At 63.7% G+C, this 17,395-nt stretch carries 14 protein-coding genes; 6 read left to right on the top strand and 8 right to left on the bottom strand.

Annotated features, from left to right (window positions below; genetic code table 11):
• Positions 1–17: 17 nt before the first annotated feature.
• Positions 18–1,574 (top strand): ABC transporter substrate-binding protein, encoded by a 1,557-nt coding sequence (locus RCF49_RS00540; RefSeq protein WP_342642102.1) that lies wholly within the window; start codon positions 18–20, stop codon positions 1,572–1,574.
• Between the two features lie 60 nt (positions 1,575–1,634).
• Here the strand turns inward: RCF49_RS00540 and RCF49_RS00535 are convergent, their stop codons facing one another.
• A complete protein-coding gene (locus RCF49_RS00535; RefSeq protein ID WP_342642101.1) occupies positions 1,635–2,615 on the bottom strand; it encodes an aldo/keto reductase in 981 nt (326 codons plus the stop codon).
• Positions 2,616–2,757: 142 nt separating this feature from the next.
• On the opposite strand from RCF49_RS00535, the gene RCF49_RS00530 reads away from it, so the two are divergent.
• The 5 genes from RCF49_RS00530 to RCF49_RS00510 all read left to right on the top strand — a co-directional run bounded on the left by RCF49_RS00530 (position 2,758) and on the right by RCF49_RS00510 (position 10,626).
• The gene (locus tag RCF49_RS00530; RefSeq protein ID WP_342642100.1) at positions 2,758–4,281 is read left to right on the top strand and encodes an aldehyde dehydrogenase family protein; all 1,524 of its coding nucleotides are present in this window, start codon (positions 2,758–2,760) and stop codon (positions 4,279–4,281) included.
• 94 nt (positions 4,282–4,375) lie between these two features.
• Complete coding sequence (locus RCF49_RS00525; protein ID WP_342642099.1) at positions 4,376–6,148, top strand: hypothetical protein; 1,773 nt, start codon at positions 4,376–4,378, stop codon at positions 6,146–6,148.
• A complete protein-coding gene (locus RCF49_RS00520; RefSeq protein ID WP_342642098.1) occupies positions 6,145–6,966 on the top strand; it encodes a hypothetical protein in 822 nt (273 codons plus the stop codon). Before RCF49_RS00525 ends, RCF49_RS00520 begins: the two co-directional genes overlap by 4 nt.
• 299 nt (positions 6,967–7,265) lie before the next feature.
• The gene (locus tag RCF49_RS00515; RefSeq protein ID WP_342642097.1) at positions 7,266–9,425 is read left to right on the top strand and encodes a CaiB/BaiF CoA-transferase family protein; all 2,160 of its coding nucleotides are present in this window, start codon (positions 7,266–7,268) and stop codon (positions 9,423–9,425) included.
• Between the two features lie 25 nt (positions 9,426–9,450).
• Positions 9,451–10,626, top strand: coding sequence for a 2-methylaconitate cis-trans isomerase PrpF family protein (locus RCF49_RS00510; protein ID WP_342642096.1), 1,176 nt, complete (start codon positions 9,451–9,453; stop codon positions 10,624–10,626).
• 36 nt (positions 10,627–10,662) lie between these two features.
• Here the strand turns inward: RCF49_RS00510 and RCF49_RS00505 are convergent, their stop codons facing one another.
• Genes RCF49_RS00505 through RCF49_RS00475 form a run of 7 tightly spaced genes read right to left on the bottom strand, consistent with a single transcriptional unit; the run spans position 10,663 to position 17,322 of the window.
• Positions 10,663–11,088, bottom strand: a complete 426-nt coding sequence (locus tag RCF49_RS00505) for a Zn-ribbon domain-containing OB-fold protein (protein ID WP_342642095.1) — start codon at positions 11,086–11,088, stop codon at positions 10,663–10,665.
• 2 nt (positions 11,089–11,090) lie between these two features.
• Entirely contained in the window at positions 11,091–12,236 is a 1,146-nt protein-coding gene (locus RCF49_RS00500) for a thiolase C-terminal domain-containing protein (RefSeq protein ID WP_342642094.1), read from the bottom strand.
• Positions 12,237–12,239: 3 nt separating this feature from the next.
• Positions 12,240–13,013 carry an enoyl-CoA hydratase/isomerase family protein gene (locus RCF49_RS00495; protein WP_342642093.1) on the bottom strand — a complete coding sequence of 258 codons (774 nt, stop codon included), beginning with the start codon at positions 13,011–13,013 and terminating at the stop codon, positions 12,240–12,242.
• On the bottom strand, positions 13,010–14,197 hold the full coding sequence (locus tag RCF49_RS00490) for an acyl-CoA dehydrogenase family protein (RefSeq protein ID WP_342642092.1): 1,188 nt from the start codon (positions 14,195–14,197) through the stop codon (positions 13,010–13,012). Before RCF49_RS00490 ends, RCF49_RS00495 begins: the two co-directional genes overlap by 4 nt.
• Before the next feature lie 8 nt (positions 14,198–14,205).
• The gene (locus RCF49_RS00485) at positions 14,206–15,426 is read right to left on the bottom strand and encodes a CaiB/BaiF CoA transferase family protein (RefSeq protein WP_342642091.1); all 1,221 of its coding nucleotides are present in this window, start codon (positions 15,424–15,426) and stop codon (positions 14,206–14,208) included.
• Positions 15,423–16,574 (bottom strand): CoA transferase, encoded by a 1,152-nt coding sequence (locus RCF49_RS00480; protein ID WP_342642090.1) that lies wholly within the window; start codon positions 16,572–16,574, stop codon positions 15,423–15,425. The genes RCF49_RS00485 and RCF49_RS00480 overlap by 4 nt, the downstream gene beginning before the upstream one ends.
• Positions 16,567–17,322 carry an IclR family transcriptional regulator gene (locus tag RCF49_RS00475; RefSeq protein ID WP_342642089.1) on the bottom strand — a complete coding sequence of 252 codons (756 nt, stop codon included), beginning with the start codon at positions 17,320–17,322 and terminating at the stop codon, positions 16,567–16,569. Before RCF49_RS00475 ends, RCF49_RS00480 begins: the two co-directional genes overlap by 8 nt.
• Positions 17,323–17,395 lie beyond the last annotated feature (73 nt).

Raw genomic sequence — 17,395 nt, 5'->3', positions numbered from 1 at the left:
ACAGAGGGAGATGGAGAATGAATAACGCGCCTTTCCTTTCAGGCGTATCGCGGAGAGGGTTCCTGGCCGGCGCGGGCGCCGCAGGGCTCGCCGGACTTTCCGGGGTGGGCGTGCAGGCGCAGGAGGCCGCTCCAAAGCGGGGCGGGCGCTTCAGGCTTGCGCTCGCCGGAGGAAGCACCACGGACACGTTCGAACCAGGCTCCATGTGGGACACCTTCATCCAGGTGCTGTCCGCCCAGGTCCGAGACACGCTGGTCGAGGTCTTGCCGGATTTCACACCCGGCCCCTCGCTTGCCGAATCCTGGGAGCCCTCGGCCGACCTGAAGACCTGGCGCTTCAATCTTCGCAAGGGCGTGGAATTCCACAACGGCAAATCATTCACGTCCGAGGATGTGGTGTTCACGATCAATCATCATCGTGGCCCCAACAGCATTTCCGGGGCGAAGAGCACCGTCGCCAATGTGGAGGACGTGAAGGCCGACGGCCCGCATGCGGTGATCTTCACCCTGAAGGTCCCCTCCGTCGATTTCCCGATGTCGCTCAGCGACTATCACCTGGTGATCATGCAGGCCGGCACGACGGATTGGCTCACCAGTATCGGCACCGGAGCTTATGCGCTGCAATCGTTCCAGCCAGGGGTGCGGGCCTTTGCCAAGCGGTATCCGAATTATTGGCGCAGTGACCGGGGCTTTTTCGACGAGGTCGATACGCTGGCCGTGAATGATTCTTCCGCCCGCATGAATGCCCTGGTGAGCGGGCAAGTGGATGCCATCAACCGGGTCGACACCAAGACCGCGGCACTCGTGCAGCGCAATCCCAGGCTGAAGCTGCAGAATGTGCAGGGCACCAAGCAATTCACCCTGCCGATGCTCACCGATACCGCACCGTTCGACAATGTCGATGTGCGGCTTGCGCTCAAATACGCGATCAACCGTCAGCAGATCGTGGACAATGTGCTGCAGGGGTTCGGCCAAGTCGGCAATGATCAGCCGATCGCCCCGGTCAATCGCTACTTCAACCCGGATCTGCCGATCCGCGAATATGATCCAGAGAAGGCAAAGTTCCATCTGAAGAAGGCAGGCCTCGAGCGCCATACATTCGAGCTGAACGTGTCGGATGCGGCCTTCAACGGCGCGGTCGATGCGTGCGCCCTCTATCAGGAGAGCGCGCGGCAGGCCGGGATCACTATCAAGCTGAACCGGGTGCCGAGCGATGGCTATTGGAGCCAGGTGTGGAAGAAGGTGCCCTGGTGCGTTTCCTTCTGGAGCGGCCGGCCCACGGAAGATGGCATTCTTTCGATCTGCTATGAGAAGGGTGCGGATTCCAACGAGACGCGCTGGGACAATCCCAAGTTCAACGAGCTGCTCGTGGCGGCTCGTGGCGAGGCGGACGAAGCGAAGCGCCGGGAGATGTATTACGAGATCCAGAGCATCATCCGGGACGAGGGCGGCGCCGTGCTGCCCTGTTTCCTCAATTTCGTCCAGGCAACCAGCGACAAGATCGCGACGGGTAAGGTTGCCGGCAATGGCGAGATGGACGGCGATCGCTGTGCCGAGCGCTGGTGGTTCGCCTAAAACGCTCCTAGACCCTAGAGCAATGGCGAGAGGTGCTTAGCACCCCTCGCCATTTTTGTGTCAGCCGTGGCCGCTTGCGGGACGCAGCACGTAGGCAGCTTCCAGCCGCTGCACCGCCTCTGCCGGCAGGACGAGATCGATCGCGGCCAGAGCATCGCGCACATGTTCGAGCCGCGTCGCGCCGATGATCGGGGAATGGACAGCCGGCTTCGACAGGACCCAGGCCAGGGCGACCTGGGAGGGCAGCATTCCGAGTTCCCCGGCAATCTCCTCAACCAGATCGGCCATGGCTTCGTCCGCGGGCCGGCCGAACCAAGCCTTGGCGTAATCATCGGTCCGGTAGCGCTCGGTCTGCGTGGCGCCGGTCCGGCGCGCGCGGCCGCAGAGCAGGCCGCGGGCATGGGGGCTGTATGGAAGCAGCCCGATGCCCTCGGCGGCGCAGAAGGGGATCAGCTCACGCTCGTCCTCGCGCCAGGCGAGATTGTAGTGGTTCTGCATGGAAACGAAACTGGCGAGGCCACGCTCCTTCGCCATGGTCACGCATTTGACGAATTGCCAGGCCGGCATGTCGGTGGCACCGACATAGAGCACCTTACCGCTGCGCACCAGATCGTCGAAAGCCGTCACCATCTCTTCGAGATTGGTGGCCGGATCCCAGATATGGGTCTGATAGAGATCGATATAGTCGGTCTTCAAGCGCCGCAGCGAAGCATCGACCTGCTCGAAGAGATGCTTGCGGGAAAAACCGCGGGCGGTGGCCGCCGGCCGCATGGCATAGCCGGCCTTGGTGGCGATGATCACGTCGTCCCGCACGCCGAATTCCTCAATCAGCGTGCCAAGAATGTCCTCACTGCGGCCGACCGAATAGAAATTGCAGGTGTCGAACAGATTTATTCCGCCATCGAGCGCGACGCGAACGAGTTCGCGGGCTGCGTCAAGATCGAGGGTCCAGGAGCGCCATTCGGGGCTGCCAAAGGACATGGTGCCCAGCGAAAGACGGGAAATTTTAAGATTGCTATTGCCGAGGCGAACATAGTGCATCGCGGGCTACCTTCTAAGCAGTGATACGAACGGAGGCGTTGTGGATGTCGCAGAGGCGCCAAGCATATCGACAGCCATTCGAGACCATCGTATTGTCATACATAATACGAAAAGGGGTTCCAAACGGGTTTTGCGGGGTGTCATGATCAAAGCGGGAGCGGCCGCCTTCGGCGGCGATGTGCCGAGTTCGGAAGAGCTGGCCGAAATTGCGACGCATCCGTTTCGGATGCTGATCGATGGACGCCCGTGCACGGCCTCGGAAGGTGCCACTCTCGACACGCTCAATCCTGCCTCGGGTGAGCGCCTCACCAGCATTCCCAATGCCAGCGGCGAGGATATCGACCGCGCGGTCAAGGCTGCGAAATCCGCGCAGCGGGAGTGGAAGCAACGGACATATCCTGAGCGCCGGGCCGCAGTGCTGAAACTCGCCGCAATATTACGCGAGCACGCGCCGGTTCTGGGGGCGCTCGATTCGCTGGAGAGCGGGAATATTTATAGCGGCATGCGCGCGGACCCGGTCTATGCCGCGGATGCCATCGAGTATCTCTGCTCGATCGGCTATGAACTGAAGGGCGAGGCCACCCAGCTCGATGACGGGCTGCATTATACCCGGCGTGAGCCTTTCGGCGTGGTCGCGCGCCTCCTGCCCTTCAATCATCCCGCCTATGGATTCGGCGTGGCGGCTGCAGCACCGCTGCTGGCCGGCAATGCGCTGATCATGAAGCCATCGCCGCATACGTCGCTCTCGGCCCTGCTCATCGGCGAGCTCGTGGCGGACGTCTTTCCGCCCGGCGTGCTGACGATCCTCACCGGCTCGAATGAGCGCGTGGCAGTTCCGCTGGTCAATCATCCCGGCATAGACCGCCTGTCGCTGGTGGGGAGCACGGATGCCGGCCGTGCCGTGATGCGCGCTGCTGCCGAGCGGCTGGTGCCGCTGACACTGGAGCTCGGCGGCAAGAACGCGCTGATCGTCTTTCCCGACGCCGATCTCGATCTCGCGGCGGATACGGCCATGGCGGGCATGAATTTCAGCTGGCAGGCGGCATCGTGCGGGTCGACGTCGCGCATCCTGGTGCATTCCGCCGTGCGCCGAGCATTTGAAGAACGCTTGGTTGCGCGGCTCAAGGCATTGCGGGTCCGGCCGCCCTTCGATCCCGCGGCACAGATGGGCTCGATCAGCTTCAAGGTGCTTTATGACCGGTGTCTTGCCTATCTCGAGTCCGGCCGGCGAGACGGTGCACGGCTCGCCGTGGGTGGCGAGAAGCCGAGTGGCGCAGAATTCGAATGCGGGCTCTATCTCACCCCTGCCCTCTTCACGGATGCCACAGCTGAGATGCGCATCGCACAGGAGGAGATTTTCGGTCCCATCATCACGATGATCGAATGGTCGGATTACGACCGCATGATCGGGATCGCGAATGGCGTGCCGCTCGGCCTGACAGCAGCGGTGATCACGGACGATCTCAACATGGTTCAGCAGGTCGAGCGCGACCTCGATGTGGGCTATATCGAGGTCAACGGACCCGTCTCCTGGGCGCTGGGATCGCCCTTCGGTGGCATCAAGCTCAGCGGCTTTGGCCGTGAGGGCAATCTCGAAGAGATCGAGAGCTATACCTATCTCAAGTCCGTCAATGTAAGGCGGCGGCCGTCGCGGCTGTCGCTCTAAAGCGGGATTGGTTGATTGGTCATCCCACTCCACTTCTTTGCCTGAGCATGATCCCTTCCGAAAGCCGGTGCCCACACCCGAGATGGAGACTGCCTTGACCGGGCAAAAGATGATCGAGATCGAGCCGCAAATGCTCGCGGACCTCACCGCCATTTTCGGGGCCGAGCGTCTCGCTGCCATGCGGGAGCGGCTGCGCGATCCCGATGCCATCATGACGCCCGATGCACTGAGCGCCATGAAAGCCTGTTCGCTGAGCTTCTCGCGAACGCTGCTCGACAAGATGGTCGAGGAGCGCTGGCAGATCCGCTGCCGTAACATCGAGGTCGACCGGGAGGGTAATGGCTTTGCGGTCTATGATCTCACGGTGGGGAGGCATAGCTTTTCCCTGATCGTCCGCGCCTGCTGGGATGGCGAGGAGAAGCCAGGCCGCCGCATGGATCGCACGGCCGACTTCATCGCCTCCCTCACCCGCCATCGCGCGGATGACGCGCTGATCGCCCGGGAACTTGCGGCCATGGCCATTCCGCATTGGGGCGGGCGCACCGATGCTGCCTCCTATGGCTGGACCGCCGCCAATCGCAGCCAACGGTTTTTCGAGCATGCGGTCGAGCGGCTCGAGCACGGCGAGCAGCCCGATCTCGACGAGCTTGCGCAAGGCGGCGGCTATGTCATCCGGAATGCCGGTTTTTACGGGAATGGCCGGGCGGGTGCTGCAAGCTGGGCCGGGATCGAGGATGATCACCCTTTCGCGGTGCCCTATCACATGGACCTGTTCCTGGTTTACATGTGGCGGGAGATCGGGCTCGATTTCGTAGATGCCATCGCCGCCGCAAGATCGCCGCGCGCAGCTCGGCTTTCACCAAGCTCGCGCCGCTATATCGGCGTTGGCAACTCATCCGGCCTTGGCATGACCTGCGCCCTGGTGCGCTGGCCGCAATGGGTGAATGTCTGGTGCCTGACCCGTGAGCTCGCGCTCGCCTACGCCAAAACGGCCCCCTCATCCTCGGTTCACGCGAAGCTTCCGCAACTGCAGGACAGGCTTGCCCGCGCCATACGTTATTACCGCGAAGTGGCGGGCCCCACCCATGGCCTCACCAGCCATGAGGTGCTGGCCGATGATCTCGAGCGCCTGCTTTCGCAGCTGCACGTTTGGTCCGAGGGACCCGAAGGGCTTTCTTGGGCCATTTTGTGCGAGCACGCCGAGAATAGTCTGGGCGGCGACGGGCTCGAGCAACTGCATGCCTTCCTGATCGACCTCTATCCGGAGGCAACCGGCCCGATGCGGCGGCTCGTTTCTCCGGCCATGCGCCAGACGCGCCGGCTCGATCCACATATGACCGTTGGCGCGCTGCGCCGCCTAATGGCGAAGACTTATGGCTGGGTGCTGCGGGTGGACCGCAGCACGCCTGAGCGCTGCTGGCACTTCTGGTACCATTCGGAAGAGGCCGGAGAGCAGCGGCGGGGAGAACGCCATATCGACCCAGGGGTGGAATTCGAGACCTTCGTTGACGTGGTGGGGGCGGTGCAGCTGCTTGCGCAGCATCTCGAGAAGCGTGAGGACGACGAGCTGGTGGCGCGCTACCTGCTTGCTCATCCGGATGATGCCTATATCGTCTCGCGCATCCAGTTCATGGCAGGCAAGCCTTATGGGGAAATCCGGGGCAACCTCGTTGATCGCGATTTCCTGCCGATCAAGGTGATCCGGTTTTTCCTGTCCATCTTCGGCTTCGAGAGCGGGGCGCCCAGAAGCATCGCCTGGGTGCGCGGCGTGCTCTTGCAGGGGGCACCCTCGCCGGCCGAGATCGCCCAGGGGGAAATGCGCGACTGGCTCATGCCGGTCAAGCCGGTGAGCGAGCCCGCAGAATGACTGATCTTATTCCCGTTTCTTACGCCGAGCTCGTGCGCAGCGGCGTTCATGCGCTGCGCGGGCTCGGGTTTCGCTTCTCGAGCGCTGAACGGGGCGCTCATACGCTGGCGGCAAGCCAAGCGGCGACCGGGCTTGCGTTGCGCGCGATTCGTCTTGCTCAGGACCGCATCGGTCTCAGGGATCGGCCCGCCATCGGGGTGAGCGAGCTGCGTGCCGGAATATTGCGGATCGATGCAGGCGGCCGCAGCCTGCTCGAAATGGCGCCGCTGCTGGTCGATGCGCTCGCCGCTGACGCAAAACGCCATGGCCGCGCGGTGCTGCTCGCCGAGAACTGCCCGGATCTGCCGTTCGTGGTTGATCTCGCGGTGCGCTCGCGACACTTGGCTTGCGCGATGGCCTGCCTTTACCAGAGCGGGTCGCAGGGTGATGCGACCGCTGGAGGATTTGTCGGGCGCGGAGACCAGCTCATTGGCGGTGCCTTGACCTCGGAAGCCTTTGCGATGATCGCGTCCTCACCCGTCATCGAGCGGTTCAATGCGGGCTCGTTGGTCAGCGCGTGCGATGGCGGGCGCGACCGGGTGCTGCTTCTGGCAAGCGATGGCGATGCAGATGCGCTTGCCGAGGAGCCCCTGTGGCCCGGCCTTTTCAGCCGCAGCGAACGCCAGGGTTGGCAAGATGCCTCGCGCTGGCTTGGCGCGATCGAGCAGAGCATCAAAGGTGAGATCCTCGTTGATCCCGAAGATTTCGCCTTTTTCACCAGCTGCGTTGCCCGGATCTGGGTGCCAACCTCCGAGCGCTCGCGGGCCCAACAGGGCTGATCTGCTCCAGGCCGCCTACTCAGGGCCCGAAGTATTGCCTCTAATCTCGTAATTCCCTGAGCAGGCTGCGGGCGCAGCGGCTGACAAGGCCGTCCGCTCATGTCAGTGGCAATTACAGACGGGTTTCATTTCTCGGCTGATGAACTCGCCTACCCGCCGTGCAGGCGGCAATCCTGGCGCACGCCCAGCCCAGCCCGACCTGGTCTTAGCAGCACCGATTTCCAGGATGGACTTCGGGTGAAATCTCCTGTTAGGATAAAAATTGAACCCAGTTCCATTCTATGAAACAGGGGATCCGAATGGACAATACGGCCTTGGCCGATCTGGTGGTTCTCGAAATCGGTGATCGGCGTGCCTGCGCCGCCTGCGGCCTGCTCTTCGCGCAAGCGGGCGCCGAGGTGATCGTCGTTGAGCCGGACAATGCACCGCAGCGGGATAAATGGCGCAGCCGCGCAACACTCTTTGCCGGCAAGCGCAGCCTCCTCTGGCGCGGAGGGGGTGAGGATGACGAGCTCTTGGCGCGCGCCCTTGCAGCTGCGGATATCGTGCTCTTGTCCTCGGATATCGACAGCGCGGCAGGCCGGATGGTGAGAGCGCGATTGCGTGAGGGTCAGATCGTCTGCGACATCACCGCGTTTGGTCCTGATGCGCCATCCGATCATCGGGGCTGGAGCGAGAAGCTGATGCAGGCGATCACCGGTGTTGCCGACGTGACCGGCCTGCCGGAATTGCCGCCCACCGCTTCGGATGTTGCGGCACTCGAATTCCACGCGGGTCTTTATGCGGCCGCAGGGGTGCTCGCAGCCCTCAGGGTGCGCCGCAGGAATGGTCCCGCGCAGCGGGTGGATGTGAGCCTCTATGCGTGCGGCATCAACGCCTTGGCGACCTATCTGCCGCTGCATTACGGCGGCAAGGCCACCAAGCGGGCCGGCAATCGCCATCCGATGGCTGCACCCTGGAATGCCTATAAGGCGCGCGATGGCTGGGTTCTGCTCTGTTCGGCAAAGGACGAGCATTGGGTGAAACTGTGCGACCTGATGGGCCGGCCGGAGCTTGCCCGCGAAGGGCCTCTGGTCAAGCTCGCGGACCGCATTACCCGCGTCGATGAGGTCGACGCCGCGGTCAATCAATGGATGGACGCGATTTCGGTCGAGGACAGCGTCGAACGGCTCAACAAGGGCGATATCGCCTCAGGCCCCATTCTCGAGATCGCCAAGCTCGAGCAGGATGAGAATATCGCTCACCGTCGCATGGCGGTGAGGCTACATGATCCGGTATCGGGCAAAGATGCGCTGGTCGCCGGCGCACCGCTCAAAGCCTCGCGGACGCCCGGCCGTTCTCCGACAGCGATTCCGGCACCCGATGGGGACCGGGATTTCATCGAAGCTCTTACGCCGCGCCGACATCTCAGCCCTATGGCGGCCCCTGATCTGCCCTGTGCCGGGCTGCGCGTCATCGAGATTGGCCAATATACGACGGCGCCGCTGGCCGCCCGCCAGCTTGCCTCTCTGGGCGCGGAGGTCATCAAGATCGAACCGCCAACCGGTGAAGCCTCTCGCGCCTGGCCACCGCATCAGGCCGGGACCGGCTATTTCTTCGCCATGAGCAATAGCGGCAAGCGCAGCGTGGCGCTCGACCTGCGCGCAAGCGAGGACCGGGAGATCTTCCGACGCCTGATCGAAAGCGCCGATGTGCTGGTCGAGAACATGAAGCCGGGATCGCTCACCCGCCTAGGCTTCGCACCCGACGAGCTCGAACGGATCAATCCTCGGCTCGTCTATTGCGGCATATCCGGCTTCGGCGCCTCGTCCGTCCATCCGGGCCGGCCGGCTTTCGACACGGTGGTGCAGGCCATGTCGGGGATTATGGATTTAACCCGGGTTCAAGGGGTGCCCACCAAGCTCGGCGTTTCCGCGGGCGATATCACCGGCGGGCTCTTTGCCCTGTTCGCCATTCTCGCCCTGCTCGATTATCGCGACCGCACCGGCCTCGGGCAGTCCATCGACCTTGCGATGCAGGATGCCGCCGTCTGGATGACGCAGACGAACTGGAATGGCGAGCGATCAGAGCCGCTCGAGATGGTTGCCGGCGCCGATGGCTATGTGGCCATCGCCGCGAGCGCAGATGACGTGGCGGCCGCAGTGGCTAAAGTTGAGAACGCGCCAGCGCTGAGCCGTGACGCGCTCGCCTCAGCCCTTCGCGCGCAGGGAGTGCCGGCCGCCCCGGTGCGCTCGGTGGCCGAGGTGGCGGATGATCCCGAGACCTTCGCGGCCGGCATCATCGCCTGGCGCGAAGCGGATGGGCTCAGATGGCCCCTGCTCGGCCCGCCATTCCAACTTTCGCAAACGCCGGCCGGGGTCGGTGCGCCGATCGGTCCGCTGGGCGAGGGTAACCGGGAGGTGGCGGTGATCGGGGCCCAAGGTGCTGCCCTCGCGCAGCCGAATGCCGCCATCGCCTGACAAAAACGAATATGAGGAAACGACCATGAGCCATTACGAACCGGAGCAGATCGGCATCCGCTGCACGCTGATGCGCGGCGGCACCAGCAAGGGCGTCTATCTCCACGAGCACGACCTGCCCGCGCCCGGGCCAAAGCGGGATGCCCTGCTCCTGCGGATGATGGGCACGCCGGATGTGATGCAGATCGACGGGCTCGGCGGCACCCATCTCGTCACGTCGAAAATCGCCATCATCGGCCCATCAACGCGGGCGGATGCGGATATCGACTATACCTTCGCGCAGGCCGAGCTCGACAAGCCGGTGATCGACTATACCGGCAATTGCGGGAATATCTCGGCGGGTGTCGGCCCCTTCGCCATCGACGCGGGATTGGTCCGGCCGCAGGAGCCGGTCACGGAGGTCCGTATCCACAATACCAATACGGGCAAGATCATGATTGCCCAGGTGCCGGTGATCCGCGGGCGCGCCAAGGTGAAGGGCGATTTCGCCATTGCCGGCGTGCCTGGCACGGGCGCCGAGATCTTCATGGATTACCGGCTCACCGCGGGTGCTAAGACCGGCAAGGTTCTGCCCACGGGCAACCGCACCGACATACTCGAGCTCGAGAGCGGACAGAAGCTCGAGGTCACCATTTGCGATGTGGCCAATACGATCGTATTCTGCCGGGCCCGCGATATCGGCCTCAGAGGCGACGAGGGTCCCGAAGACATCAACCACAACCATGGACTCGTCGACCGGCTGCGTGAAATCCGCGGCAAGGCGGCCGAGCGGATCGGCTATGCCTCGAGCTGGACGCGCGTGGATGAGGAATCGCCTTTCCTGCCCTTCGTCGTGTTCGTCTCGGAACCGAGTGCCTATAAGACCCTCAATGGCCAGCCGGTCGAGGCCGGGGACATGGACTTCAAGGCGCGGCTCATCTTCATGAATCGCTGCCATGAGAGCATGGCCGGCACCGGGTCCATGTGCATCGCGGCGGCCTCGCGGGTTCCCGATTCGATCGTGAACCAGCAACTGACGAATGGCGCCTCTGAAAAGGAGACGCTGAGCATCGGACACCCGTCCGGGGTCATGCATGTGACGGTGAAGACCCGCAAGGCCAATAACGAAGAGGGCATGGAGATCGACGCGCTCGGCTTCAGCCGCACGGCGCGGCGCATCATGGATGGCACCGTCTATGTGCCCACGAGCGAGGCCTATTGAACCGAGGCTCGCGGTGACCGGTCAGCCCGCGGCCGGTCACCCCTCCAGCACCTTGAACAGCACACGGCCGATCTCTTCCGTCATCGGCTCAAACACCGCCTCGACCCGGCGCCCCACCAGGTCGGTCTCGATATCGCTGCGGGTAGGATCGGCAATGTTCGAGAAGAGGCGAGGTCCCTCATCAAGCTCGACCATTACCACGCTATAGGGCACATCTTGCGCCCAAGCGCGGTGATAGACCTGATGGAAGACGAGGTGCGAGAGCACCTTGCCGCGTCCGGACATCTCTACCCATTCGGTCTCAGGCGACAGGCAGATGGTGCAGACCGGCCCGAGGGGAAAACGGAGATGACCGCAAGCGCCGCAACGCTGCAGCATGAGGCGGCCTTGCGCTGCGCCCTGCCAGAAGGGCCGGTTGAGGTCGGAGAGCGCGGGCACCGGCTTGGGCGGAATGTCTGTCATGATCATGGCCTCCGCAAAATCACGGCATTGGCACAATTGAGCGCCATGCCACGCCCCGTCACCAGGCAATGTTCGGCATCCGCCACCTGACGCGCGCCCGCCGTTCCGCGGATCTGGCGCACGCCTTCAACGATGTGCAGCCAGCCCTCCATGTAGCTCTCCGAGAGATTGCCGCCGGCGGTGTTGACGGGGAGATCGCCTCCCAGTCTGATGCGGCCGCCCTCGACAAAGGCACCCCCCTCGCCTTCACCGCAAAAGCCTGCATGCTCAAGCCACAGGATCACCGAGATGGTGAAATTGTCGTAGAGCTGAGCAACATCGATATCGCCTGGGGTGCAGCCGGCCATGGCAAAGGCATCCGCCAATGCCTGGCGCTGATGGGGCACGTACCACCACTTCTCAGCCTCCAAGGTCTGGGCCGTATAGGCCTGGCCCAGCCCTGCGAGCAGCACAGGAGGCTGGCGCAGATCGCGCGCCCGCTCGGCGGAGGTGACGATGATGCAGACGCCGCCATCGGAGATGAGGCAGCAATCCAGCAGGCGCAGGGGCCGGACGATCCAGCGGGAGGCCTGATGATCCTCAATGGTGATGGGCTCGCGCATCACGGCTTCCGGGTTGAGCGAAGCATGATGACGGCATGCCACCGCCACTTCGGCGAGCTGGCGGCTCGTCGTGCCATAGACATGCATGTGGCGGTCGGCGGCGACAGCGCTATTGGCGGCCGCGCCCATCATGCCCCATTGGGACCATGGCACCTCACCGCCACTCGCGCGATCAAAGCGCACACCGCCCGTCTTGGCCGTATCGCCGAAAACGCAGGCGACCACCGAGGCGAGGCCCGCATGAATGGCGAGCGCCGCCATCTGCACAAGCGCGCCGGCGGTGCCGCCGCCCATGGTGAGGCTGCCCGTATAGCGGGGGTTGAGGCCTGTCGCTTCACCGAAGCGCAGATAATGAAGGCTTCCTTCGGGGGATGTGGTGCCGGGCATGGTGAGCAGCCCGTCGACGTCGGCCTTGCTCAGCCCTGCATCCGCAAGTGCCAAAGCGAAGGCCTCGATGCCGAGATCGAGCGCGGTGCGGCCTGGAAGCTTGCCCTGTTTGGTCGCCCCTATTCCGGCAATGGCGATCTGGTCAGAAATGCCGCTCATAGGTCATCGTCCCCGGAACACGGGCTTGCGCTTCTCGGCAAAGGCCCGGCGGCCTTCCATCCGGTCTTCGCTCTCGCGCAGCAGGTTGAAGAGATTGCGCTCATAGGCGAGGCCTTGCGCCAAAGGCATGTCCTGACCATTGCGGATCGCCTGCTTGACGGCGCGCACCGAGAGCGGCGCATTCGCCGCAATCCGTGCGGCAATGGCGCGGGCCTCATCCAGCAGCATCTCCGGCTTGGTCATACGGGTGATGAGGCCGATACGATAGGCCTCGGCCGCATCAATCCGCTCGCCGGTGAGCGCGAGATGCATGGCCGTCCCCGGTGGGATGATCCGCGGCAGGCGCTGGGTGCCGCCACTGCCGGGCATGCTGCCGACGGTCACTTCGGTGAGGCCAAAGCTCGCATTGGTGGAGGCGATGCGGATATCGCAGATGAGCGCGAGCTCGAAACCGCCGCCGAGCGCATAGCCGTTCACCGCGGCGATGACAGGCTTGGTAAGACCAGGATCGCGCACGAGGCTTGCGTCCCCAGGACTGAGCGCGCGCTGGGCCAGGGTCACATCCGGATCGAGCGCGGCGCGCAGATCAGCGCCCGCACAGAAGGCCTTGTCGCCCGCGCCGGTGATGATCGCCACGCGGCGGTTCTCATCCTGCTCAAAGGCGGCGAGCGCCTCATAGAGGGCCCGTGCCGTAGCGGGGTCGAGCGCGTTGCGCGCCTCGGGCCGGTTGATGGTGATGAGGCTCACCTGGTCCTCATGAACGACATCGATGGTCATGCGGCAGGCAATCCATGTTTCAGGAGATCGCGGGCGATCACCCAGCGATGGATCTCGCTCGGCCCCTCGACGATGCGATAGACCCGCACCACCCGATAGATATATTCGAGCGGCAGTTCCTTGCTCACTCCCATGCCGCCAAAGGCCTGGATAGCGCGGTCAACCACGCGGGCGATCATTTCGGTGCCCTGTACCTTGACCATGGAGGCCTCGGTGCGCAGGTCGGCATCACCCCGATCAAGGCGCGAAGCGAGCCGGTAGGTGAGCAGACGCACCATTTCCAGCTCCTGATAGCTGTCGGCGATCCACCATTGAATGGTTTGACGATCTGCGAGCGGGCGTCCGAAGGTGGTGCGGCTGTTCGCCTGCTCGATCATCATCTCGATGCAACGGGCGGCAAAGCCAAGGCATCTTGCAGCAATCTCCATGCGCCGCACGCCAAGGCGGCGCTGCAGCGGCCCGAAAGCATCACCCACCTCGCCCAGCACCTGCTCTTCTGCGAGCTCCACATTGTCGAGCACAACCTCATAAGGGCAATATTCGCCGATCATCGGGAAGGTCGAGGGGATCGACAGGCCAGGTGTGTCACGATCGACCAGGAAGGCGGTCATGCCGCCGTGGTTGCGCTTGGCGGGGTCGGTCAGGGCGATGACGATGAGGAAATCGGCGTTACGGGCATGGCTGATGAAGGTCTTGGTGCCGTTCAGGATCCAGCGGCCATTGCGGCGCTCGGCGCTGGTGCGGATGGCCCCGGCGTCCGAGCCCGCCGAAGGCTCGGTGAGGGCAAGGCATGAGCGCTTTTCGCCGTGGGCATAGGGGAGGAAATAGCGCTCGATCTGCTCGCCCCGGCAAAGCGATCTCAGCAGATGCAGGTTGGGGCTGTCGGGTGGGGGAACAAAGGGTACGATCGCGTGCTTGAGCTGCTCGATGACCACGCATTTGGCAAGGGCCCCCAAATCCTGGCCGCCATAGTCCTGCGGCACATCGATACCATAGAGGCCGATTTGCCTGGCCTTCGCCTGTAAATCAGCTTCGACCTCCAGCGGCAGCAGTGGTCTATCGGTGAAGCCGCGCTCGGCCTCGCGACGCAGAACGAGAGGCTCGAGCGGGCGCAGCTCCTCGATCGCAAAGCGGTGCACCGTGTCGCGGATCATGGCCACATGCTCGGGCAGATCGAAATTCATGGCCTCGCTCATTGGAACACGCCCTTGGCGGCAAGCTCGGCGATCAGGTCAGGCGAAAGGCCGGTGAGCGCCGGAAGCTCGTCATTGTGCTGCCCGAGCAGCGGTGCGGGCGACTGGTAGCGGTTCGAAAGGCCGCCGATCTGAGCCGGCACGCCGTGATAGACACTGCGCTGCATCACCGGGTGCTCGAGATATTGCCAGAAACCGCGCGCCTTCAGGTGGGGATCGCGGACAAGCAGGTCCTCCGCATTCTGCACGATCCCCGCGGCAATGCCGACTGATTGCAGCTGTCCCATCAGGGCTTGGGCATCGTGCCTCGCGGTCCAAGCGGTAATCGTCGCATCGAGTTTGTCGAGGTGGGCCTTGCGGCCGGCGACATTCCTGAAGCGCGGATCGGTGGCAAGTCCTGGCTCGCCCATGACGCAGCATAGGGCCGCGAATTGTGCATCCCCCTTCACCGACAGGGCCAACCAACGCTCCTCGCCCAGACAGGGATAGACGCCATGGGGAGCGGCGTCGGGATCATCAACCTGACCTGGCTCAGCAAGCCGGCCATTGGCGGCATAATCGAGCAGGTCGTCAGGAAACATGGCGAGGGTGCTGTCGATCTGCGATAGGGTGATCCTCTGCCCCTGCCCGCTGCGGCGACGCTCGGCGAGAGCTGCCAGAATGGCGAAGGCGGCATGAAGCGGGTTCGGGATATGGTCGGGGAAGTTGGTGCCGGTGCCGACCGGCCAACGGCCGGGGCGTCCACCCATGGCATAAAGGCCGACCAAGGCGGCGATGTTCATGCCATAGCCGAGAAATTCCCGATAAGGCCCGCTATCCCCACCAAAAGGCATGCTGACATAGATGACGTCAGCGCGAACCGCCTGGATCTCCTCGTAGCTAAAGCCGAAACGCTCCATCACGCCGGGTGAGAAGGAGTTGATCACAACATCACAGTGCTTGGCCAGGGCGAGCACCACGGTCCGGGCGTCCGGATGTTTCAAGTCGATGGCGAGGCTCTTCTTGTTCACGTTGCGGTTGGCGAAATAGCCGCTTTCCTCGAGCGTGCGCTGGCCGGTCAGCGGCTCGGCCTTGCGCAGCTGGTCTGGCCGCTTGCGTGATTCGACCTTCACCACCTCGGCGCCAAAATCGGCCAGCAGCTTCGTGGTGAAGGGTCCGGCCCCGACCCAGGTGAAGTCGAGCACCCGCAAATCGCGCAGGGGCGGTGCAGCGCGGCTCATCCGTGCTCTCCAAGGCGGGGCGCCGGGCCTGTCATGCGGCCGGGGGTGCGCGATAGGTGAAAGGGGGCGCCGGGACATGGCAGGGTTCTCCCCTCAGCGATCTCGAGCGCCCGGAAATAGCCGGTTTCTTGAAGATGGGGGTCGTTGAGGACCTCGGATGGTCCATTGACCGGGGCGATGGCGATGCGACGGCGCTGACCTTCGAGGAACAGGTCCTGCTTGCGCCGGTCTTGCGCGAATTCCTGGAAGGCCGCCGCGAAAGCCTGCTTGGCCGCGGGCGTCTGCTTGAAGGCATTGGTCGCCCATTCCGCGGCAAGCATCGGCTGGGCCGCAGCGATGCCGCTGGCGATCATCCATTCGATGAGACGGGTCCAGCCCGTGCCGACGCCGGCTTCCGCCGCATAGACCATAACATAGCCATCGGCACAGGGATAAACACCGATGCCGGCCTGGCGCTGGGGCTCCGGGTTTCTGCCGCGGATGATGCTTTGCAGATCATAGAACTGGGGCGCGGTCTCGGTGCCGAGCGCCACAACCTCCTGGACGGATATGTCGATGAACCGGCTGTGGAAGCGTCCTTCGCGGCCCAGGGCGGTGACCAGCGCCACCACGGCGCCATAGAGCGAGGCGCTGCGCAAGGCGATCTCGCCGCGCGAGACAATGGGGCCGTCCTCATAGCCGGAGAGCCAGGCCATGCCACCCATGGCCATGGCGGTCAGATCGCAGCCGGCAAATTCCTGGTATGGCCCGGTCTGGCCATAGGGGGTGATCGCGCACCAGACGAGGTTAGGATAATCCCTGCTCAGATCGGCAAAGGCCAGTCCACGCTGCGCCCACCAGCTCTGGTGGCGGTCATCGAGCACGATATCGGTGCGCGCAAGCATTGCCTGAAACGCGGCCTGACCGGCCTTGCTATCAAGATCGGCTATGATGCTGGCCTTGCCCGCGCTCATATAATCGAAGTGCAGACTGCGTTCGGGCCCGGAACAGCCTTCCTGGAAAGGTGGATGATTGCGCAAGGGCGAGCCTGACGGCGGCTCGATGAGGGTCACTCGGGCGCCGTGATCTGCGAACAGCTTGCCGGCATAGGCGGTGACCACGCCGGTTTCGATGATGTTCAGATCAGCGAGTGCGCCCGCTTCATTCATGGGGGATGGTTCTCGATGAGAGGATCGATCCGAGCCGGCTCGAGATCTCGGCGCCGGCCGCCAGCATGATCTGGGCGAATTCCTCGATGCGCGGGTCCATGCGGATGCTGGGGCCGGTCAGGGCAAGGGAGTGGTGCACTTCCTCCTTCATGTCGCGCAAGGGAACGCCGATCGCGGTAATGCCCTGCACGCGCTGGCCGCTGGTCAAGGCATAGCCGCGCTCACGCACGAGCTTCAGTTCCTCATCCAGGCTCTTGCGGTCGATGCGATCGCCGCCGGGCGAGGCCTTGATGATGGCATCTAGTTCTTCGGGCGTGCGATAGGCCAGCAGGGCCTTGCCGGTCGCGCCATGTAGCAGCGGCAGATGCTCGCCCGGCCGGACGATGGTCATCAACGGCGATGGTGTGTCGATCACGTCGATACAGATGCGCTCGTGACCTGATAATGCATTGACCGTCACGGTCTCGCCGGTCTGCTTGGCCACAGCTATCATCACCGGACGGCTCACCTCGCGGATGCCGATCGTGCTTTTCACCAGGCCGGCCAGACGCACCATCTTCAGCGACAGGCAATATTGCTGGTTGTCGAGCCTCACCAGGAAGCCTCCCCGTTCCAGGCTGTTGACCAGCCGGAAGGTCGTGGCTTTGGGCATGGCGATCCGCTCACCGATTTCCTGGAGCGACAGGCTGAGGTGCTGTTCGTCAAAGGCGTCGAAAATCGCCAGAGCCCGGCTTACTGCGCGGATCATCTCTATCCCTTTCGGTGCTTTGTTTGGGTACGGCCGCGGCAATGGCACCCGGCTGCAGCCCGCCGATACAGCA

Source organism: Rhodoligotrophos sp. CJ14 (assembly GCF_038811545.1).
GTDB lineage: Bacteria > Pseudomonadota > Alphaproteobacteria > Rhizobiales > Im1 > Rhodoligotrophos > Rhodoligotrophos ferricapiens.
Note: the sequence above shows the minus strand (reverse complement) of the source record. Positions and strands in the feature narration are given on the sequence as shown.

Coding starts and splice junctions, on each gene's coding strand:
- RCF49_RS00540 (WP_342642102.1), top strand. CDS start 18: ATGAATAACGCGCCTTTCCTTTCAGGCGTATCGCGGAGAGGGTTCCTG.
- RCF49_RS00535 (WP_342642101.1), bottom strand. CDS start 2,615: ATGCACTATGTTCGCCTCGGCAATAGCAATCTTAAAATTTCCCGTCTT.
- RCF49_RS00530 (WP_342642100.1), top strand. CDS start 2,758: ATGATCAAAGCGGGAGCGGCCGCCTTCGGCGGCGATGTGCCGAGTTCG.
- RCF49_RS00520 (WP_342642098.1), top strand. CDS start 6,145: ATGACTGATCTTATTCCCGTTTCTTACGCCGAGCTCGTGCGCAGCGGC.
- RCF49_RS00515 (WP_342642097.1), top strand. CDS start 7,266: ATGGACAATACGGCCTTGGCCGATCTGGTGGTTCTCGAAATCGGTGAT.
- RCF49_RS00510 (WP_342642096.1), top strand. CDS start 9,451: ATGAGCCATTACGAACCGGAGCAGATCGGCATCCGCTGCACGCTGATG.
- RCF49_RS00505 (WP_342642095.1), bottom strand. CDS start 11,088: ATGACAGACATTCCGCCCAAGCCGGTGCCCGCGCTCTCCGACCTCAAC.
- RCF49_RS00500 (WP_342642094.1), bottom strand. CDS start 12,236: ATGAGCGGCATTTCTGACCAGATCGCCATTGCCGGAATAGGGGCGACC.
- RCF49_RS00495 (WP_342642093.1), bottom strand. CDS start 13,013: ATGACCATCGATGTCGTTCATGAGGACCAGGTGAGCCTCATCACCATC.
- RCF49_RS00490 (WP_342642092.1), bottom strand. CDS start 14,197: ATGAATTTCGATCTGCCCGAGCATGTGGCCATGATCCGCGACACGGTG.
- RCF49_RS00485 (WP_342642091.1), bottom strand. CDS start 15,426: ATGAGCCGCGCTGCACCGCCCCTGCGCGATTTGCGGGTGCTCGACTTC.
- RCF49_RS00480 (WP_342642090.1), bottom strand. CDS start 16,574: ATGAATGAAGCGGGCGCACTCGCTGATCTGAACATCATCGAAACCGGC.
- RCF49_RS00475 (WP_342642089.1), bottom strand. CDS start 17,322: ATGATCCGCGCAGTAAGCCGGGCTCTGGCGATTTTCGACGCCTTTGAC.